The organism is Lentzea sp. NPDC036955, assembly GCF_055608005.1.
This window is the reverse complement of record NZ_JBVJRC010000005.1, coordinates 334,682-350,790: the sequence shown is the minus strand read 5'-3', so window position 1 is coordinate 350,790 and position 16,109 is coordinate 334,682. Positions and strand designations below refer to the sequence as shown.

The following is a 16,109-nucleotide window of genomic DNA, read 5'->3' as shown; positions in this document are numbered from 1 at the left end:
GCGTGGATCGAGCCTCTCTGCCCGTCGTCTCGGTGGTCGTCGTCAACTACCAGGGCGCGGACGACACCATCACCTGCGTCCGCGGTCTCGCCGAGCTCGACTACCCGGCCGAGTTGCTGCAGGTGGTCGTCGTCGACAACGAGGCGCACGACACCGAGCGGCTCACGCGGGAGCTGCCGGGCGCGCGGATCGTCACCTCGCAGCAGAACCTCGGGTTCGCCGGCGGGTGCAACCTCGGCGTCGAGCACGCCACGGGCAGCGTGCTGGCGTTCCTGAACAACGACGCGCGTGCCGACAGGAACTGGGTGAAGGCCGCGATCAGGGTCTTCCACTCCGAACCGGCGGTCGGCGCGGTCGCGAGCAAGGTGCTCGACTGGGACGGCGCGAACATCGACTTCGTCGACGGCGGGCTGACCTGGTTCGGCATGGGCTACAAGCGGCACGCGGGCCAGCCCGACGACGGCAGCCACGACGGCCCGCGGGACGTGCTGTTCGGCACCGGGTCCGCGCTGTTCGTGCGGGCCGAGGTCTACCGCGAGCTCGGCGGGTTCGACGAGCGGTTCTTCATGTTCTACGAGGACGTCGACCTCGGCTGGCGGATGAACTTGCGCGGCTGGCGGGTGCGCTACGAGCCCGCGTCGCTCACGTTCCACCGCCACCACGCGTCGATGAGCTCGATCGACCACAGCCGCGAGCTGTACCTGCTGGAGCGCAACGCCCTGGCGGCGCTCTACAAGAACTTCTCCGACGAGACGCTCGCGAAGGTGCTGCCCGCGGCGCTCGCGCTGTGCGTGCGCAGGGCGACCGCGCGCGGCGAGATCGACCCCACCCAGCTGGAGATCACCCGCAGGCCGGCGGACCCGGCGCTCGACCGCGAACCGGTCGGGGTGTCGCGGCAGGCGCTCGCCGGGTTCCTCGCGATCGACCAGTTCGTCGAGCTGATGCCGTCGCTGGCCGAGTCGCGGAAGGTGGAGCAGGCCAAGCGCCGGCTCTCCGACACCGACCTGGTGCCGTTGATGCGCAAGGCGCTGGAGCCCGCGTACCCGTTGCCGCGCTACCTGGCGGCACACGACGTGCTCGTCGAGGTACTGGGCCTGGACGACGTGTTCGGCAAGCCGCGCAAGGTCCTGGTGATCACCGGTGACGCGATCTCGGACCGGATGGCGGGCCCGGCGATCCGCGCGTGGCACATGGCGGACGTGTTGTCCGGCGAGCACCAGGTGCGGCTGGTCACCACGAACCCGCTGTGCGCACCGCCGGACGCGCCGTTCGCCGTCGAGCGGGCACGGCCGAAGGAGCTGCCGCCGCACGTGGCGTGGGCGGACGTGGTCGTGTTGCAGGGCCACGCGCTGGAGATGGTGCAGGAGCTCAAGCGCAAGTCGTCGACCAAGATCGTGGTCTGCGACATGTACGACCCGATGCACCTGGAACTGCTGGAACAGGGCAAGGACGACACGGACGAGAAGCGCGCGCTGGACCTGAAGACGGTCACGCGCGTGCTGAACACCCAGCTCGAACGCGGCGACTTCTTCCTGTGCGCGTCGGAACGCCAGCGGCACTTCTGGCTGGGTCACCTGGCGTCGCTGGGCCGGCTCACGCCCACGTTGTACGACAACGACCCCACGACCCAGTCGCTGCTCGGCATCGTCCCGTTCGGACTGTCGGGCAAGCCGCCGCAGCGCACCGCACCGGCGATCAAGGGCGTCGTGCCGGGCGTGACCGACGCGGACAAGGTCGTGATCTGGGCGGGCGGCGTCTACAGCTGGTTCGACCCGCTGACGCTCGTCGAGGCCATGGACCACCTGCGCAAGCGGCGGTCGAACGCCAAGCTGTACTTCCTCGGCATGAAGCACCCGAACCCCGAGGTGCCGGACATGGACATCGCCGGACAGACGCGCGGCCTGGCCGCGTCGCTGGGGCTGACCGGCGAGCACGTGTTCTTCAACGACGGGTGGGTGCCCTACACCGAGCGGCAGAACTGGCTGCTGGACGCGGACTGCGGCGTCACCACGCACTACGAGCACGTGGAGACCACGTTCGCGTTCCGCACGCGGGTGCTCGACTACCTGTGGTCGGGGCTGCCGATCGTCACCACGTCCGGCGACTCGTTCGCGGACCTGGTGGCGCGGGAGGGACTGGGCGTCGTGGTGCCGCCGGAGAACCCGGAGGCGCTGGCCGACGCGTTGGAGACGGTGCTCTACGACGAGGAGTTCGCGGCCGGGTGCCGTGAACGCATCGCCGTCGTCCGCGAGCGGTACACCTGGGAGACGGCACTCGCGCCGCTGGCCGAGTTCTGCCGCAACCCCAGGCCCGCCGCGGACCGCCTGCCCGGCTCGGCGCCGCTGGTGCGCACGCCGGAGCTGAGCAAGGCGGACAAGGTGAAGCGGGACCTGCGGCTGGTGCGCGAGTACCTGGACGCGGGTGGCCCGACGGAGTTGGCCAAGCGGGCGACGGGGCGTCTGCGCAAGATCGCGCGTGGCGGTGGCTGATGGCTCGCAAACCCCTTTCGGTGCTGCTCGACGGCACTCCCCTGCTCGGACACCGGACCGGCATCGGCCGCTACACGGCGGCGCTGGCCGAGGAGCTGGCGTCGATGCCGGACGAGGCCGACGTCCGTGCGGTGGCGTTCACCCTGCGCGGCTGGCGCGCGTTGCGGACGGTGCTGCCGCACGACGTCACGGCCCGCGGCCTGCCCGTCGCGGCACGGGCGCTGCGGCAGCTGTGGCTGCGCGCGCCGTTCCCGCCGGTGGAGCTGCTGGCCGGGTTCTCCGACGTCATGCACGCCACGAACTTCGTGCTGCCGCCCACGATCAGGGCCCGCGGGGTCGTCACGATCCACGACCTCGCGTTCCTGGACAGCCCCGGTGACCTGCCGGCCTCCGACGCCCGGCTGCCGGAGCTCGTGCGGCTCTCGGCCCAGCGCGCGGACGTGATCTGCACGCCGACCGCTGCCGTCGCCGACGTCGTCGCCGACCGGTTCTCGGTGCCGCTGGACAAGGTCGTCGTGACCCCGCTGGGCGTCGACCCGGCGTGGTTCGCCTCCCGCCCCCCGACCACGACGCTGCGCGGCCGGCTGGGGCTGCCGTCGGAGTACCTGCTGTTCGTCGGCGCCGACGGCCCGCGCAAGGGCCTCGACCACCTGGCGAAGGCGCACGCGTCCGACCCGTCGCTGCCGCCGCTGGTGATCGTCGGCCCCGGCCGGTCCGGTGTGGACGGACGGGTGCTGCGGACCGGGTACCTGTCGGACGTGCACCTGCGTTCGGTGGTGGCGGGCGCGACCGCGCTGGTGCTGCCGTCGCGCGACGAGGGCTTCGGGCTGCCGGTGCTGGAAGCGCTGGCGTGCAACGTCCCCGTGGTGTGCTCGGACGTGCCGGCGCTGCGCGAGGTGGCCGGCGGACACGCGTTGCACGTGCCGGTCGGTGACGTCGAGGCGCTGGCGGCCGGGCTGGCGCAAGCCGTTGCGGCACCGGCGACCCCGGCGGCCCAGGCGGAACGGCGGGCGCACGCGGCGGGGTTCACGTGGCGGCGGTGCGCGGAGCTGACGCTGGGCGCGTACCGGCGCAGCAAGGCCTGACGTCCTGTGCTGTTGCGTGAGGGCGTCAGGAAGTCCTGACGCCCCACCACGTCGTCCACGTCACCGGGAATGCGGCCCCGGTGCGTACCTGTCGAGCTGGCTCTGCGACGCCTGTCGGGAGCCCGTCACCACGGCAACGCAGCGCAGGAAGCGCTGCCTGTCGGAATCCGTTGTCGCGGGACGCTGGGGTTTGCGCCCGGAATCGACCATGCCGAACAGGCTCCCGCATCGCCCACGGCCAGACCAGACCGGTCACCCCAATGGACCAGCTCAGGCACGCGGAGCGACCACACCCGCCCGGAATGCAGCCGTTAGGGCGCTGCGCCAGTGCGGCAACGGGCGCAGTCCCGCTGCTGCCCACGCCGCACCCGACAGCACCGAGTAGGCGGGCCTGGGCGCCGGCCGCGGGAAGTCCGCGGTGGTGCACGGCGTGACGCGCGCGGGGTCGGCGCCCAGTTCCTCGAAAACGGCCTGGGCGAGGCCGAACCACGTCGTCTCGCCGCCGCCGGCCGCGTGCAGCAAGCGCGTGGACGGCAGCACGGCCGCCAGTTCGAGGAGACCGGCGGCGAGGTCGTGCGACCACGTCGGCGCACCGCGTTGATCGTCCACAACGGACACCGACGGGCGCGAAGACTCCAGTGCCGCCATGGTCTTCACGAAGTTGGAGCCGTTCGCGCCGTACACCCACGAGGTGCGCACGACCCAGCCGCCCTCTTCGAGCACCCGGCGTTCGCCTTCGAGCTTCGTGCGGCCGTAGGCGCTCTTCGGGCCGACGTCGTCCGTGGGCTCGTACGGGCGCGTGCCGTCGCCGGGGAAGACGTAGTCCGTCGACACGTGGATCAACGGGATGCCGGCCGTGGCGCACGCGCGCGCCAGCAGACCGGGACCGACGGCGTTCACCGCGAACGCACGGTCCTCGTCGGTCTCGGCCGCGTCGACCGCGGTGTAGGCGGCGCAGTTGATCACCGCCGAGTACCCGCGGACGTCGTCGGCGGTCACCGCGGTCACGTCGAGCTCCGCCGACGACGCCGCGTGGACGTCGGCGGAGAGCGCGGCGAGGTCGTGGCCGAGCTGACCACGGCCTCCGGGAACGAGGATCACGCCGGCTCAGCCCTTCGCCAGCGCCGCGCGCTCCTTGAGCGGCTCCCACCACTCGCGGTGCGCGCGGTACCACTCGACGGTCTCCGCGAGACCGGTCGTGAAGTCGACCTGCGGCTTGTACCCCAGCTCCGCGGCGATCTTCGAGATGTCGACCGAGTAGCGCCGGTCGTGCCCCTTGCGGTCCTCCACCGGCTCGACGGACGACCAGTCACGGCCCGTGGCGGCGAGCAGGCGCTCGGTGAGCTCGCGGTTGGTGAGCTCGGTGCCGCCGCCGATGTTGTAGACCTCGCCCGGCCGGCCGCCCTCGGCGACGAGCTGGATGCCGCGGCAGTGGTCGTCGACGTGCAGCCAGTCGCGCACGTTGAGGCCGTCGCCGTACAGCGGCACCTTCTTGCCGTCGATGAGGTTGGTGACGAAGAGCGGGATCACCTTCTCCGGGAACTGGTACGGGCCGTAGTTGTTCGAACACCGGGTGATGCTGACCGGCAGCCCGTGGGTGCGGTGGAACGCCCGCGCGAGCAGGTCGGAGGAGGCCTTCGAGGCCGAGTACGGCGAGTTCGGCTCCAGCGCGTGCGCCTCGTCCCACGAACCCGATTCGATCGAGCCGTAGACCTCGTCGGTCGACACGTGCACGAACCGGCCCACGCCCGCGTTGAGCGCGGCCTGCAACAGGGTCTGCGTGCCGAGGACGTTCGTCAGCACGAAGTCCGCCGAACCGGTGATGGAGCGGTCCACGTGCGATTCAGCGGCGAAGTGGACGACCACGTCGACGCCGCGCATCTGCTCGGCGACCACGACGGGGTCGCAGATGTCGCCGCGCACGAACTCGAACCGGCCGGCGACCGGGGCCAGGTTGGTCTCACTGCCCGCGTAGGTGAGCTTGTCGAGCACCACCACGTCGGCACCCGCGAAGGCCGGGTACGAGCCGCTCACCAACTCCCGCACGTAGTGCGAGCCGATGAACCCGGCCCCACCTGTCACCAGTACGCGCATGCTCATTTCCTCTCGTGGTGTTCCACCACTTGCAGTCTGTCATGGGGTCCATCGGTGCAACCCACAGCAATGTCACGTCGTTTGTCTTATAAACGACTAAACTCCGTGTGGTGGGGGAGGAACCAGCAGTGGAAGGCAGAGGTCTGCCGGTACGGGTCACGGTCACCCGCCCGTCGCCCGCTTTCCGCGCGTTCCTGGTCACGGGGCGCATCTTCGTCGCACTCGTCTCAGCGGGTGTGCTGCTCGTCACGTCGGTGGGCTGGGCGCAGTACAAGAGCGCCAACGACGGCATCACCAAGACGGACGTGATCGACCAGGAGATCGCGAAGGACGCCGGGCGCAAGCCGCTCGACGGCGCCGTCGACATCCTGCTGGTCGGCATGGACAGCCGCACGGACGCGCAGGGCAACCCGCTGTCCCAGGAGGCGCTCGCCCTGCTCAACGGCGGCATCCCGGACGGCGAGCAGAACACCGACACCATGATCCTCGTGCACATCCCGGTGGACGGCACGCGTGCGGTGGCGATCTCGTTCCCGCGCGACGCCTACGTGGAGATGGCCGACGGGTTCGGCAAGCACAAGCTCAACTCGGCGTTCGCGCGCCAGCGCAACACCGTCGACCAGGAGCTGCGCAACAAGGGCGTCACCGACGAGAAGCTGATCCGCGACGAGTCGATGGCCGCCGGCCGCAAGACGTTGATCAAGACCATCGAGGGCATGACCGGCGGCTCGGTGCGCATCGACCGGTACGCCGAGGTCAACCTCGCGAGCTTCTACGAGGTCACGAAGGCCATCGGCGGCGTCGAGGTGTGCCTGAGGGAACCGACCAGCGACCGCGACTCCGGCGCCGACTTCGCGGCGGGCCCGCAGCTCATCGAGGGCCGCTCGGCGCTGTCGTTCGTGCGGCAGCGCCAGAACCTGCCCGGCGGGGACCTGGACCGGATCGTGCGCCAGCAGGTGTTCATCGGGGCGCTCGCGAAGAAGGTCCTCTCGACTGGCACGCTGACCGACTCGGGCAAGCTCTCCGCGCTCATCGCCGCCATCCAGAAGTCCGTGATCCTCAGCGACGGCTGGGACATCACCACGTTCGCCGAGCAGATGCAGGGCCTGGTGGGCGGCAACATCGAGTTCCGCACGATCCCGGTCGGCGACCCGATGGACACCTACGGTGACGGCAACGTGCTGCCGGTGAACCCGGCCCAGGTGAAGAAGTTCATCACCGGCCTGGCCGGCGACAAGCCGTCGAGCACCCCGCCGACGCCCACGACCACGCTGCCCGCGCCGCCGAACTCCGCGATCACCGTGCAGGTCTACAACGCGGCCAACCGGCAGGGTCTCGCGGGCGAGGTGCTGAACACGTTGGTCGCCAAGGGCTTCACCCGCGGGCAGGCGTTCACGGCGCCGATCAGCGACGCCACCGTCGTGTTCTACGCGGCCGGCGAGGAGGGGGCGGCGCGCAAGGTCGCCGCCGAGCTCGGGCCGAACGTGACCGTCGCCGAGGAGAAGTCGGTCCGAACAGGACAGGTGCAGGTGCACGTCGGCACCGACTACACGACTTCGAACGGTGACGAGGGTGACGGCGAGGACGTCGAGGCGCAGAACGCGCCCGGCACCCCGTCGACCGCGACGAGCAGCACACCACCGATCACCGCGGGTGGTCTCGTCTGCGTCAACTGACCGGAAATCCCTGCGGTACCGGTTCTCGGCGGTTACGCTGTGCATTCGAAACCCGTACTGGAAGGAACCCGTGTTGAGCGCTGCATCGCGCGCCAGGAAGGCGTTCCTGGTCACCGGACGCACGGTGGTCGCGTTGGTCGCGGTGGCAACACTGGTGTTCTCCGGGTACTTCTGGACGGCACTGCGGCTGGTCAAGCAGAACACCAACACCACGCAGATCCTCGAGGTGCTGGAGGACGTCCCGAACTCGCCGCCGGTCGAGGACGGCGCCGTCGACATCCTGCTCGTGGGCAGCGACAGCCGCACGGACGCGCAGGGCCGGCCGTTGCCCGCGGACGTGCTGCGCAAGCTGCGCACCGAGAGCACCGACGGCGTGAACACCGACACCGTCATCGTGCTGCGGGTGCCGCGCAACGGCGGCAAGGCGAGCGCGATCTCGATTCCCCGCGACACGTACGTGCCGATCGCCGGCTACCGCGAGGACAAGATCAACTCGGCGTACGGCGCGGTGAAGTACCTGACGGCGGAACGGTTGCAGGCCGAGGGCGTGAGCGACCAGGCCGAGCGCGAGCGCCGGTCGGACGAGGCGGGGCGCAAGGCGCTGGTGCAGGCCGTGCAGGAGCTGACCGGCATGCGCGTCGACCACTACGCCGAGATCAACCTCTACGGCTTCTACCTGCTGACCGAGGTCATCGGCGGCGTCCGGGTGTGCCTGAAGGCCGGCACGTCGGACCCCAACTCCGGTGCGAACTTCCGCGCGGGCGAGCAGACGGTCTCCGGCGGTGACGCGCTGTCGTTCGTGCGGCAGCGGAACATGCCCGGCGGTGACCTGGGCCGCATCGCGCGCCAGCAGGTGTTCATGTCGCAGGCGATGAAGCAGCTGCTGTCCGCGGGCACGTTCACCGACCCGGCCAAGCTGAACGGCCTGCTCGACGCCGTGTCGAAGTCCGTGGTCGTGGACCAGAAGCTCGACATCGCGACGCTGGCGACGCAGGCGCAGGGTCTCGCGACGGGCAACGTGGAGTTCGCCACGATCCCGGTCACGAACATCGACTTCCGCAACGAACGCGGCCAGAGCGTCGTGACGGTGGACCGCGAGGCCGTGAAGGCGTGGGTGCGCCAGCTGATCGGTGAGACGACGGCGCCGGTGCCGTCGACGACCTCCGCCGCCCCCACCGGGTCCACCACCCCGAGCACGCCGTCGCGGTTCGGCGGTGAGAGGCTGCTGTCGCTGGACGGCGCCCGTGCCGTGGCAGCGCAGCAACCGTCTGTGCCCTGCGTCGACTAGGAGTTCGCCCGTGAGCGTGACCGAGATCCTCTTCACGCCGCTGCTGAAGGCCGACTCCGGCCGCCCGCTGATCACGCACTACGACGACGCGGCGGGCACCAGGGTCGAGCTGTCCCGCGCGACGGTGGCGAACTGGGCGGCGAAGACGGCGAACTGGCTGCGCGACGAGCACGACGTCGAGCCGGGCGACCGGGTGGCGGTGCTGCTGCCCGCGCACTGGCAGACCACGGGCGTGCTGCTGGGCGCTTGGTGGTGCGGGGCGCACGTGGTGATGAGCGCGGACGCCGCGGACGTGAAAGTGGCCGTGGTGCCGCCGGGTGGTTCCGCCGAGGCCGACGTGGTGGCCGTGGCCTCGTTGCACCCCATGGGCCTGGGCTCGGGCGCGCCGGTCGACTACAACGACGACGTGCGCGTGCACGGCGACGACTTCACGCCGTGGGACGCGGTCGCAGGCTCCGCCCCGGCGCTCGATGAGTCCACTGTGGACGAGCTGGTGGCGCGGGCGCGCGAGCTCGGCGAGGCGCTGGGCGACCAGCCGCGCGTGCTGTCCACTCTGGAGTGGAACTCGCCTTCCGATGTGCTGGAAGGGTTTCTCGCCGTGCTCGCGGCCAGTGGCTCGCTGGTGCAGGTGACGAACCCCGACGCGGGCCAGTTGGCCGCGCGCCGGGACGTCGAGAGGGTCAGCGTCACGCTGCCGCTGGGTTGAGCACCCTGTTGTTCTTGAACAGCACGCGGTCCAGCGCGTAGGCGCCGCCGTTGAAGCCGAGCGCGAGCGCCGCCGCACCCAGGGCGACCACGAGCTCGGCACCGCCCTCGCCGATGAGGCCGTTGGGCAGGTGGACGATCAGCCACGCGCCGAGCATGTTGAGCGCGAGCAGAACCCCGACAACTGGCAGCGCGACACCGGCGATGAGCGCGACGCCACCGACGAGCTCGACGATCGCGGCGAACCACGCCGACAGGGTGGGCGCCGGCACCCCCATCTTCTCGAAGCTCGCGGCGGTGCCGTCCAGCCCGTACTGGGCGAACTTCTGCCAGCCGTGCGCGATGAAGACGGTGCCGATGCCGATCCGGCCGATCAGCGCGGTGACGTCCTTGACCATGGTTGGTGCTCCCCGATCCTGTCGTTCAGCTGTTCAACTTCGAACCAAAACTAGTGCAGGTTTGAACAACCTCACGATTTCGACAGGATTCCAACAGCTACTTCTTAAGTTGGATGCCGTCACCCTGCGTGTTCGTCAGGGAGAGCGAGCTGCGCTCGACCTCGTAGTTGACCTCCCCCTGCAACGCCCCCACCACAGCCTTCTCGACCAGCGCCTCGTCCGGGCCGCACACCTTGTCGGTGTGCACGAGCCCCTCGAACGTGATGGCCCTCCCGTCCACCCGGTAGGACGCCGAACCTGAGTTGCAGCCGGTGAACACCTCGACCCGGCCGTTCTCGAACTTGAGCGTGGCCGGCACCGCCCCCGGCACCGACGAGGCGGCGTCGGCGGAGACGAGCGTGTCGACCCGCCACTCCCCGCCTTCGAGCCGGGCCGGCGCCTCCGGTGCGAGCACGATCTCGCCGCCCGCACCGGTGACCACCAGGTTCGCGTCCTGGAGCCGCCAGTCCGGCGTGGCGCTGAGCAGCTTCGACAACCACTCGTCCTGCTCGTGCAGCTCGGGCTTCGGGCACCCCATCGCCGTGCTGGAGAGGTCGGCGACCTCCATCTCACCCCCGCCGAGGTCCACCGGGCCCTGCATCATGTTGCACCCCGCCCGCGCGACCAACCGCCCGTCGTCGGTGAACCGCAGCTCCACCGACGTGCCCTCGACGAGCTGCCGGTCGCTGACCGACGTCGACACGAACACCTTGCCGCGCAACGAGTCCGCACTCCCCGCCACCCCACCGCACCCGGCGACCGCGAGCAGGACGACGACAACCGGCACAAGTCTCATGCCCCCAGGACGGAACGGAGTGCAGGCGCGGTTGCCCTTGACATCTCGCCGACGATCTGGCGTACTTAACCCAGAGGTTAGATAACCAATCGGTTAGGTACGAGATGGACCAGCTGAGCGCCACCTTCGCCGCACTGGCGGACCCGACGCGCCGCGCGATCCTCGCGCGGCTCACCGAGGGCCCCGCGACGGTGAAGGAGCTCTCCGAGCCGTTCGACATCAGCGGCCCGGCGATCTCCAAGCACCTGCGCGTGCTGGAGAAGGCAGGCCTGATCACCCGCGGCAGGGAGGCCCAGTGGCGCCCCTGCCAGCTCGACGCGACACCGTTGCAGGAGGTCGCCGTGTGGGCCGAGAACTACCGCCGCTTCTGGGACGCGAGCTACGCCCGCCTGGACGCGCTGTTGACCGAGATGAAGGAGAACGAGGAATGACCACCACCTACGGCACCGCCGTCACCACCCCGACCGCCAGCACCATCACCATGACCCGCTCGTTCGACGCGCCGGCCGCGCTGGTGTGGAAGGCGTTCACCACCCCCGCGCTGGTCCGCCGGTGGCTCCTCGGCCCCGACGGCTGGGAGATGCCGATCTGCGAGATCGACCTGGCCGTCGGCGGCAGGTGGCGCTACGGCTGGGCCCAGCCCGACGGCTCCGAGGCGTTCGAGATCCACGGCTCGTACGTGGAGCTGGAGCCGCACACCCGGATCGTGCACACCGAGCAGTTCGAGGACAACCCGCCGGCGACCGTGACCACGACGTTCACCGAGGAGGACGGGCGGACGACGATGGTGTCGACGATGGAGCTGGGGTCGCAGGAGGCGCGGGACGCGGTGCTGGCGACGGGGATGGCGGACGGGGCCGGGCGCAGCTACGAGCGCCTGTCCGAGCTGCTGCCGACGTTCTGAGGCCACCGAAGGTCCGATCGTCGCGGCGCCGGAACTTTCGTGCGCGAGTTCAGGCCGATCAGGCGCGTGTCGCCTGATCGGCTTCAGCTCCGGCCTGTCCATCTAGAAGGCCGATGTCGGCACCCGGCAGCGGACCGAGAACGTCACGGTCGACATCGAGGCATCACCACCCGCGCTGATCGCCGAAGCCCTTCGCCTGGCCGAGGGTGAGCACGGGAACCCGAACGGGACGCCTTGGAACTCACCCAAGGCACTCCGGTGTTCCTGATCGTCCGCGCGGCCTTCACCTCGGGCAACCGGCCGGTCGAGGCGAGCGAGATGACCCCGATTCCGCCCGCAACGGCAACGGCGGGCGATGGAACGGCTGCTGTGCCAGGTGTGCGGCAACCCCGCCGACCGGGACGAGACCGCCTGTGCCCGTCACTGCGCAAGGGCGTCGTGGCCGTGCGCGTCCGCCACCATCCGATCGCCGGCGTACGCGGCTCGCTGTACCGCCCCGGCACCCTCACCCCGGTCGCCGTTGATGTCGCTGGGTAGCTTCCGCGGCACCCGACCGTGACCTCGATTCCCCCTGTCGTGGCAGGTCAGGCGCGTTACGTTCGCCGCATGGGCCGTTTCCTCGTAGCGCTCGCCCTCTCGGCGAGCACCGCACTGTTGACTCCCCACGCCGACGCCGAGCCGGCAGGTCGCTGGCAGGTCGAGCCGTGCCCCGCCGGCCAGAAGGCGCTCTGGCTGCCGCGCGTGGACACGATCGGCACTGACCTCAGCTGCACAACGGAGGACGCCCGCAACGCGGCGGTGCAGGAGGCGGCGGGGAGCAACGACGCGGTGCGGTTGATGAACATCGTCATCGCGCTCGCGCAGCAGGAGTCGGACAAGTCGGTGACGGCGGACGCGGAGTGCGTGGTGGGGGCGAAGGCGGCGATCGGTGACGCGCTGGGGACGTGCGTGGCGGGCTGAGCCACCCGGCCTGGAATGACAAAGGGTCTACTGAACAGGCTTTATCTACCTTAGCGATACCTCGGATCGATCCGGAGTTTGATCCGGAGTGATCCGGGGCTATCGTTGTGTCATGAAGCCCCAAACGGTTCGGATCTTCCTGAGCTGGTGTCGGCGTGACAAAGCAGCCAAGGAGAACCTGCTGCACGATCTCCGCCCTGCGCTGCGACTCTTCACCGACCTCGACGTCGAGTGGTGGGGCGACGACCGGCTGATGGTCGGCGAGGAGTTCACGCCCGCGATCGTCGACCGGATCGACGAGTGCGACTTCGGGCTGCTCCTGATGTCCACGCACTACCTGGTCAGTCCATACATCCTGGAGCACGAGCTGCCGAGGTTCGCGGGCCCGGAGGCCGACAAGGGCGCGCTGCCGGTGATGCTCGGCGTCCTGCCGCCGTTCGATGACGGGGCCGACTTCTGCGGCCTGGACAAGCTGAACATCTTCTCGCGCGACGGCAAGAGCTACAGCGCTGTCACCGGTCCGCGGCGCGCGGAGTTCGCCGTCACCCTCGCCACCGAGATCCGCCGGCGCGCCCTCGGCCAGAACGGATACACCGCAGCGTGACGACTCCCCTGCAGCCCGCCGAGATCACCGACCGGATCAACGCTCTCAAGCCGTCGCTCACGACGATGCAGACGGCACGCCTGACGACGATCCGCGACCTGGTGGGCGAGGACAACCGGTTCCCGTTCCGCGCCGCCCTCGACGAGGGCGGCTTCACCGGCACCGACACCCAGGCGCAGGACGCGTTCCGCGACTTCCGCAACAAGGTCAACAAGCTGGCCGCCGAGGCCGGCGTGGACCTGGTGCTGGAGCTCGACTCGCACAAGACCTCGCCCGACCACCGGCACGGGTGGTTCGCGGGCAACCCGATCGACAAGGGGCTTGTCGCGTTCTCCAAGGACGCGGCGGACGACATCGGCATCGTCAGCCCGGTGGCACCCGAGGTCACCGAACTCGGGAAGTCGCGGCGGCTGCGGCTGTACGTCAGCTTCTACCCGACGACCGGCGGCACGGCCCGCAGCGCGGGCTCACTGATCGAGAAGCTGGACGCGGCGCTGCGCACGCTTGAGGGGCCGGGGTGGGAGGTCAAGCACTCCCGTTCGGTCGGCGTGGGCGAGAACGTCGCCGAAGCCCACGAACGGCTCTGCACCGAGGCGGACGTCTGCGTTGTCCTGATCAGTCCGAACTACCTGAACGACTCCCCGGAACGCCAGCGGGTGTTCGGCCTGCGGCACAAGCTGGTGGCGACCACCCTGAGCGCTCTGCCGCTCAGCAGCCCGGTCAAGCTGGAACCGTTGAAGCACCACGAGATCTCTTCGCTGGGCAAGCCCTGGGACCAGCTCAAGACCTCCTCCCAACGCACCGACTTCATCAACGAACTGACGCGCCTCGTCCAGCAGACGGCGTTCGCCGACAAGCGACGCTCGGAGCCGGACGTGTCCGCGCTCGTCGATCACGTCAAGAAGCAGTCGCGTGGGGAGAGCGTCTACCTGGTGCACGCGGACCTGAAAGAGACCTCACTCCAGGACTCGTCGCTCGGAGACCGCAACCAGCATGACGGCGGCACCCCGCTGCGGGCAGTCAACCGGCTGATCCAGTGGGCCATGGACGACAGCGAAGGTTCGCCGAGGCTGTGTGCGCTGCTGGGCGATGTCGGCATGGGCAAGACCACGACCGCGAAGCTGTTCACCCGGGAACTGCTCGACCTGCACCAGAAGAACCCGTCCTCACCGATGCCGATCCTGTTCGACCTGCGCGACGTGCGCATCACCGGACTCAGCGATGCACTGACGCTGGACCGCATCCTGGACAACATGCTCGACGCGACCCGACGCCCCGACGTGGCCCCCGAGCGGCTCAACGCGTCCGTGGTGCGACACCAGCTCGACCAGGGCAACGCGGTGATCGTGTTCGACGGCTTGGACGAAGTCCTCGTGCACCTGAGCCCGCACGACCGGCAGTTGTTCACCCGCCAGTTGTGGCGGGCGCTGCCAGCCGACTCTTCGGCCAAGATGATGCTGACGTGCCGCACACAGTACTTCCGCACGATCCGCGACGAGGTCAACTTCTTCACCGGCGAGACCCGGAAAGGCCTGCGCGGCAGCGACTACCTGGCGCTGCTGATGCTCCCGTTCCGCGAGGAGCAGGTGCGGGAGTACCTGAAAGGGAACCTCGGCCGGGACGACGAGTGGGTGGACCGGTTCCTGGAAACCATCGGCGCCGTCCACAACCTGACCGAACTTTCCCAGCGGCCCATCACCCTGCGACTGATCGCCGACCAGGTCGAGTTCATCGAGAAGGCCAAGCTGGAAGGCCGGACGCTGCGGTCCGTCGACATCTACTCCGAGGTCGTGGACCGCTGGATCGCACGCGACGAGGGCAAGCACACCCTTCGGCCCGACCACAAACGCCTGCTGATGGAGGAGATCGCGGCCGGCCTGTGGCGTTCGGGCAAGAACGAGTGGACCCCCGCCGAGGTCGACGACTGGCTCTTGGGGGCGCTCAACCAGCGACCGACCCTGTTGCACCACTACCGCGAGTATCTCCCCGACCTCTGGACCGCGGACTTCCGGACGGCGACCTTCCTCAAGCGCGAGGAGGACGCCTTCCGGTTCGCCCACCGGTCGCTCTTCGAGTACTTCCTGGCGCGGTACCTGTTCCGCACCCTGGGCGAGATCCACGGCGGTCGCGGCGCCGACGCGGTCGCGATGCCGGTGCCGAGCCCGGAGACGCTGGACTTCCTCGGTCAGTCGATCGCCGCTGAGCCGGACGATGCGGTCGCTGCTCTGCACGCGATTGGACGCCGCTATCAGCCGCAGGCATCAGAACTCGCGCTGGCGTATGCGCTCCACGCTCAGCAGCACGCCTACCCCTCGCAGTCGCTGGTCGGAGTCGATCTCGCTGGAGCAGCGCTGGCGGAGTGGACTTTCGGGCAGAAGGACCAGGCAGGTCTGCTCGCCATGAACGGCGCGACCTTCACCGGGGCAAACCTGCGCGGTTCCAGGTTCCACAACGTGAACCTCGCCGGAGCTGACTTCGTCGAAGCCGACGTCAGCCTTGCCGAGTTTCACGAGTCGGTGCTCACCGGGTCGTCGTGGAGCGGCACCAACGCGGTGGGCACGGTGCTTCGCCGCTGCACCATCCACGATGTCGATCTCAGCGATACAAAGGTCTACCGAACACAACTGCTGCTCTGCACTCCGCCGGCCCAGCCAGCACCCGGTCTTCTTACCGCACCTGTTGCCGACGGCTCTGAACGGCGAAACCTGCGGCGTTTCGCTCATTACATGGGTCTGGTCCTTGCAGCGGCATGGTCCCCCGACGGCACCCACATCCTCACCGGCAACTACGACGGCACCGCACGCACTTGGAACGCCGCCACCGGAGAAATACTCGACATACTCACCGGACACACCGACTGGGTCCGATCCGTGGCGTGGTCTCCCGACGGCACCCACATCCTCACCGGCAGCGACGACAACACCGCACGCACCTGGAACGCCACCACCGGACAACCACTCCACACACTCACCGGACACACCGGCTTGATCAACTCCGTGGCCTGGTCACCCGACGGCACCCACATTCTCACCGGCAGCAGCGACAAGACCGCACGCACCTGGAACGCCACC

Annotated in this window: 15 protein-coding genes; 11 read left to right on the top strand and 4 right to left on the bottom strand. The window is 69.5% G+C overall.

Annotation, left to right across the window (positions count from 1 at the left end):
* Positions 1-2: 2 nt before the first annotated feature.
* Complete coding sequence (locus ACZ7CF_RS18950; protein ID WP_470370138.1) at positions 3-2,489, top strand: glycosyltransferase; 2,487 nt, start codon at positions 3-5, stop codon at positions 2,487-2,489.
* The gene (locus ACZ7CF_RS18945; protein ID WP_470370137.1) at positions 2,489-3,574 is read left to right on the top strand and encodes a glycosyltransferase family 4 protein; all 1,086 of its coding nucleotides are present in this window, start codon (positions 2,489-2,491) and stop codon (positions 3,572-3,574) included. Before ACZ7CF_RS18950 ends, ACZ7CF_RS18945 begins: the two co-directional genes overlap by 1 nt.
* Before the next feature lie 270 nt (positions 3,575-3,844).
* Here ACZ7CF_RS18945 and rfbD read toward each other — a convergent pair whose 3' ends face one another.
* Positions 3,845-4,675: a dTDP-4-dehydrorhamnose reductase gene (gene rfbD / locus ACZ7CF_RS18940; RefSeq protein ID WP_458430309.1), complete on the bottom strand. Its 831-nt coding sequence runs from the start codon at positions 4,673-4,675 to the stop codon at positions 3,845-3,847.
* Positions 4,676-4,681: 6 nt separating this feature from the next.
* Positions 4,682-5,668: a dTDP-glucose 4,6-dehydratase gene (rfbB, locus tag ACZ7CF_RS18935; RefSeq protein WP_360394958.1), complete on the bottom strand. Its 987-nt coding sequence runs from the start codon at positions 5,666-5,668 to the stop codon at positions 4,682-4,684.
* 128 nt (positions 5,669-5,796) lie between these two features.
* Between rfbB and ACZ7CF_RS18930 the strand changes: the two genes are divergently transcribed.
* The 3 genes from ACZ7CF_RS18930 to ACZ7CF_RS18920 all read left to right on the top strand — a co-directional run bounded on the left by ACZ7CF_RS18930 (position 5,797) and on the right by ACZ7CF_RS18920 (position 9,338).
* Positions 5,797-7,344, top strand: a complete 1,548-nt coding sequence (locus tag ACZ7CF_RS18930) for an LCP family protein (RefSeq protein WP_470370136.1) — start codon at positions 5,797-5,799, stop codon at positions 7,342-7,344.
* Positions 7,345-7,414: 70 nt separating this feature from the next.
* Positions 7,415-8,632: an LCP family protein gene (locus ACZ7CF_RS18925; RefSeq protein ID WP_470370135.1), complete on the top strand. Its 1,218-nt coding sequence runs from the start codon at positions 7,415-7,417 to the stop codon at positions 8,630-8,632.
* Between the two features lie 10 nt (positions 8,633-8,642).
* Positions 8,643-9,338, top strand: coding sequence for a TIGR03089 family protein (locus ACZ7CF_RS18920; RefSeq protein WP_470370134.1), 696 nt, complete (start codon positions 8,643-8,645; stop codon positions 9,336-9,338).
* Here the strand turns inward: ACZ7CF_RS18920 and ACZ7CF_RS18915 are convergent.
* Positions 9,319-9,735, bottom strand: coding sequence for a DoxX family protein (locus ACZ7CF_RS18915; protein WP_470370133.1), 417 nt, complete (start codon positions 9,733-9,735; stop codon positions 9,319-9,321). The genes ACZ7CF_RS18920 and ACZ7CF_RS18915 overlap by 20 nt on opposite strands.
* 97 nt (positions 9,736-9,832) lie before the next feature.
* Positions 9,833-10,570 carry an META domain-containing protein gene (locus ACZ7CF_RS18910; RefSeq protein ID WP_470370132.1) on the bottom strand — a complete coding sequence of 246 codons (738 nt, stop codon included), beginning with the start codon at positions 10,568-10,570 and terminating at the stop codon, positions 9,833-9,835.
* A 104-nt stretch (positions 10,571-10,674) separates the two neighbouring features.
* On the opposite strand from ACZ7CF_RS18910, the gene ACZ7CF_RS18905 reads away from it, so the two are divergent.
* The 6 genes from ACZ7CF_RS18905 to ACZ7CF_RS18880 form a co-directional block, all read left to right on the top strand.
* Complete coding sequence (locus tag ACZ7CF_RS18905) at positions 10,675-11,001, top strand: ArsR/SmtB family transcription factor (protein WP_360394942.1); 327 nt, start codon at positions 10,675-10,677, stop codon at positions 10,999-11,001.
* Positions 10,998-11,474, top strand: coding sequence for an SRPBCC family protein (locus ACZ7CF_RS18900; protein ID WP_470370131.1), 477 nt, complete (start codon positions 10,998-11,000; stop codon positions 11,472-11,474). Before ACZ7CF_RS18905 ends, ACZ7CF_RS18900 begins: the two co-directional genes overlap by 4 nt.
* Positions 11,475-11,708: 234 nt before the next feature.
* A complete protein-coding gene (locus ACZ7CF_RS18895) occupies positions 11,709-12,011 on the top strand; it encodes a hypothetical protein (RefSeq protein ID WP_470370130.1) in 303 nt (100 codons plus the stop codon).
* A 69-nt stretch (positions 12,012-12,080) separates the two neighbouring features.
* Positions 12,081-12,434: a hypothetical protein gene (locus ACZ7CF_RS18890; protein ID WP_470370129.1), complete on the top strand. Its 354-nt coding sequence runs from the start codon at positions 12,081-12,083 to the stop codon at positions 12,432-12,434.
* A gap of 112 nt (positions 12,435-12,546) precedes the next feature.
* Positions 12,547-13,038, top strand: coding sequence for a toll/interleukin-1 receptor domain-containing protein (locus ACZ7CF_RS18885; protein ID WP_470370128.1), 492 nt, complete (start codon positions 12,547-12,549; stop codon positions 13,036-13,038).
* On the top strand, positions 13,035-16,109 hold a 3,075-nt coding region (locus ACZ7CF_RS18880), incomplete at its 3' end, for an NACHT and WD40 repeat domain-containing protein (RefSeq protein ID WP_470370127.1). The genes ACZ7CF_RS18885 and ACZ7CF_RS18880, both read left to right, overlap by 4 nt.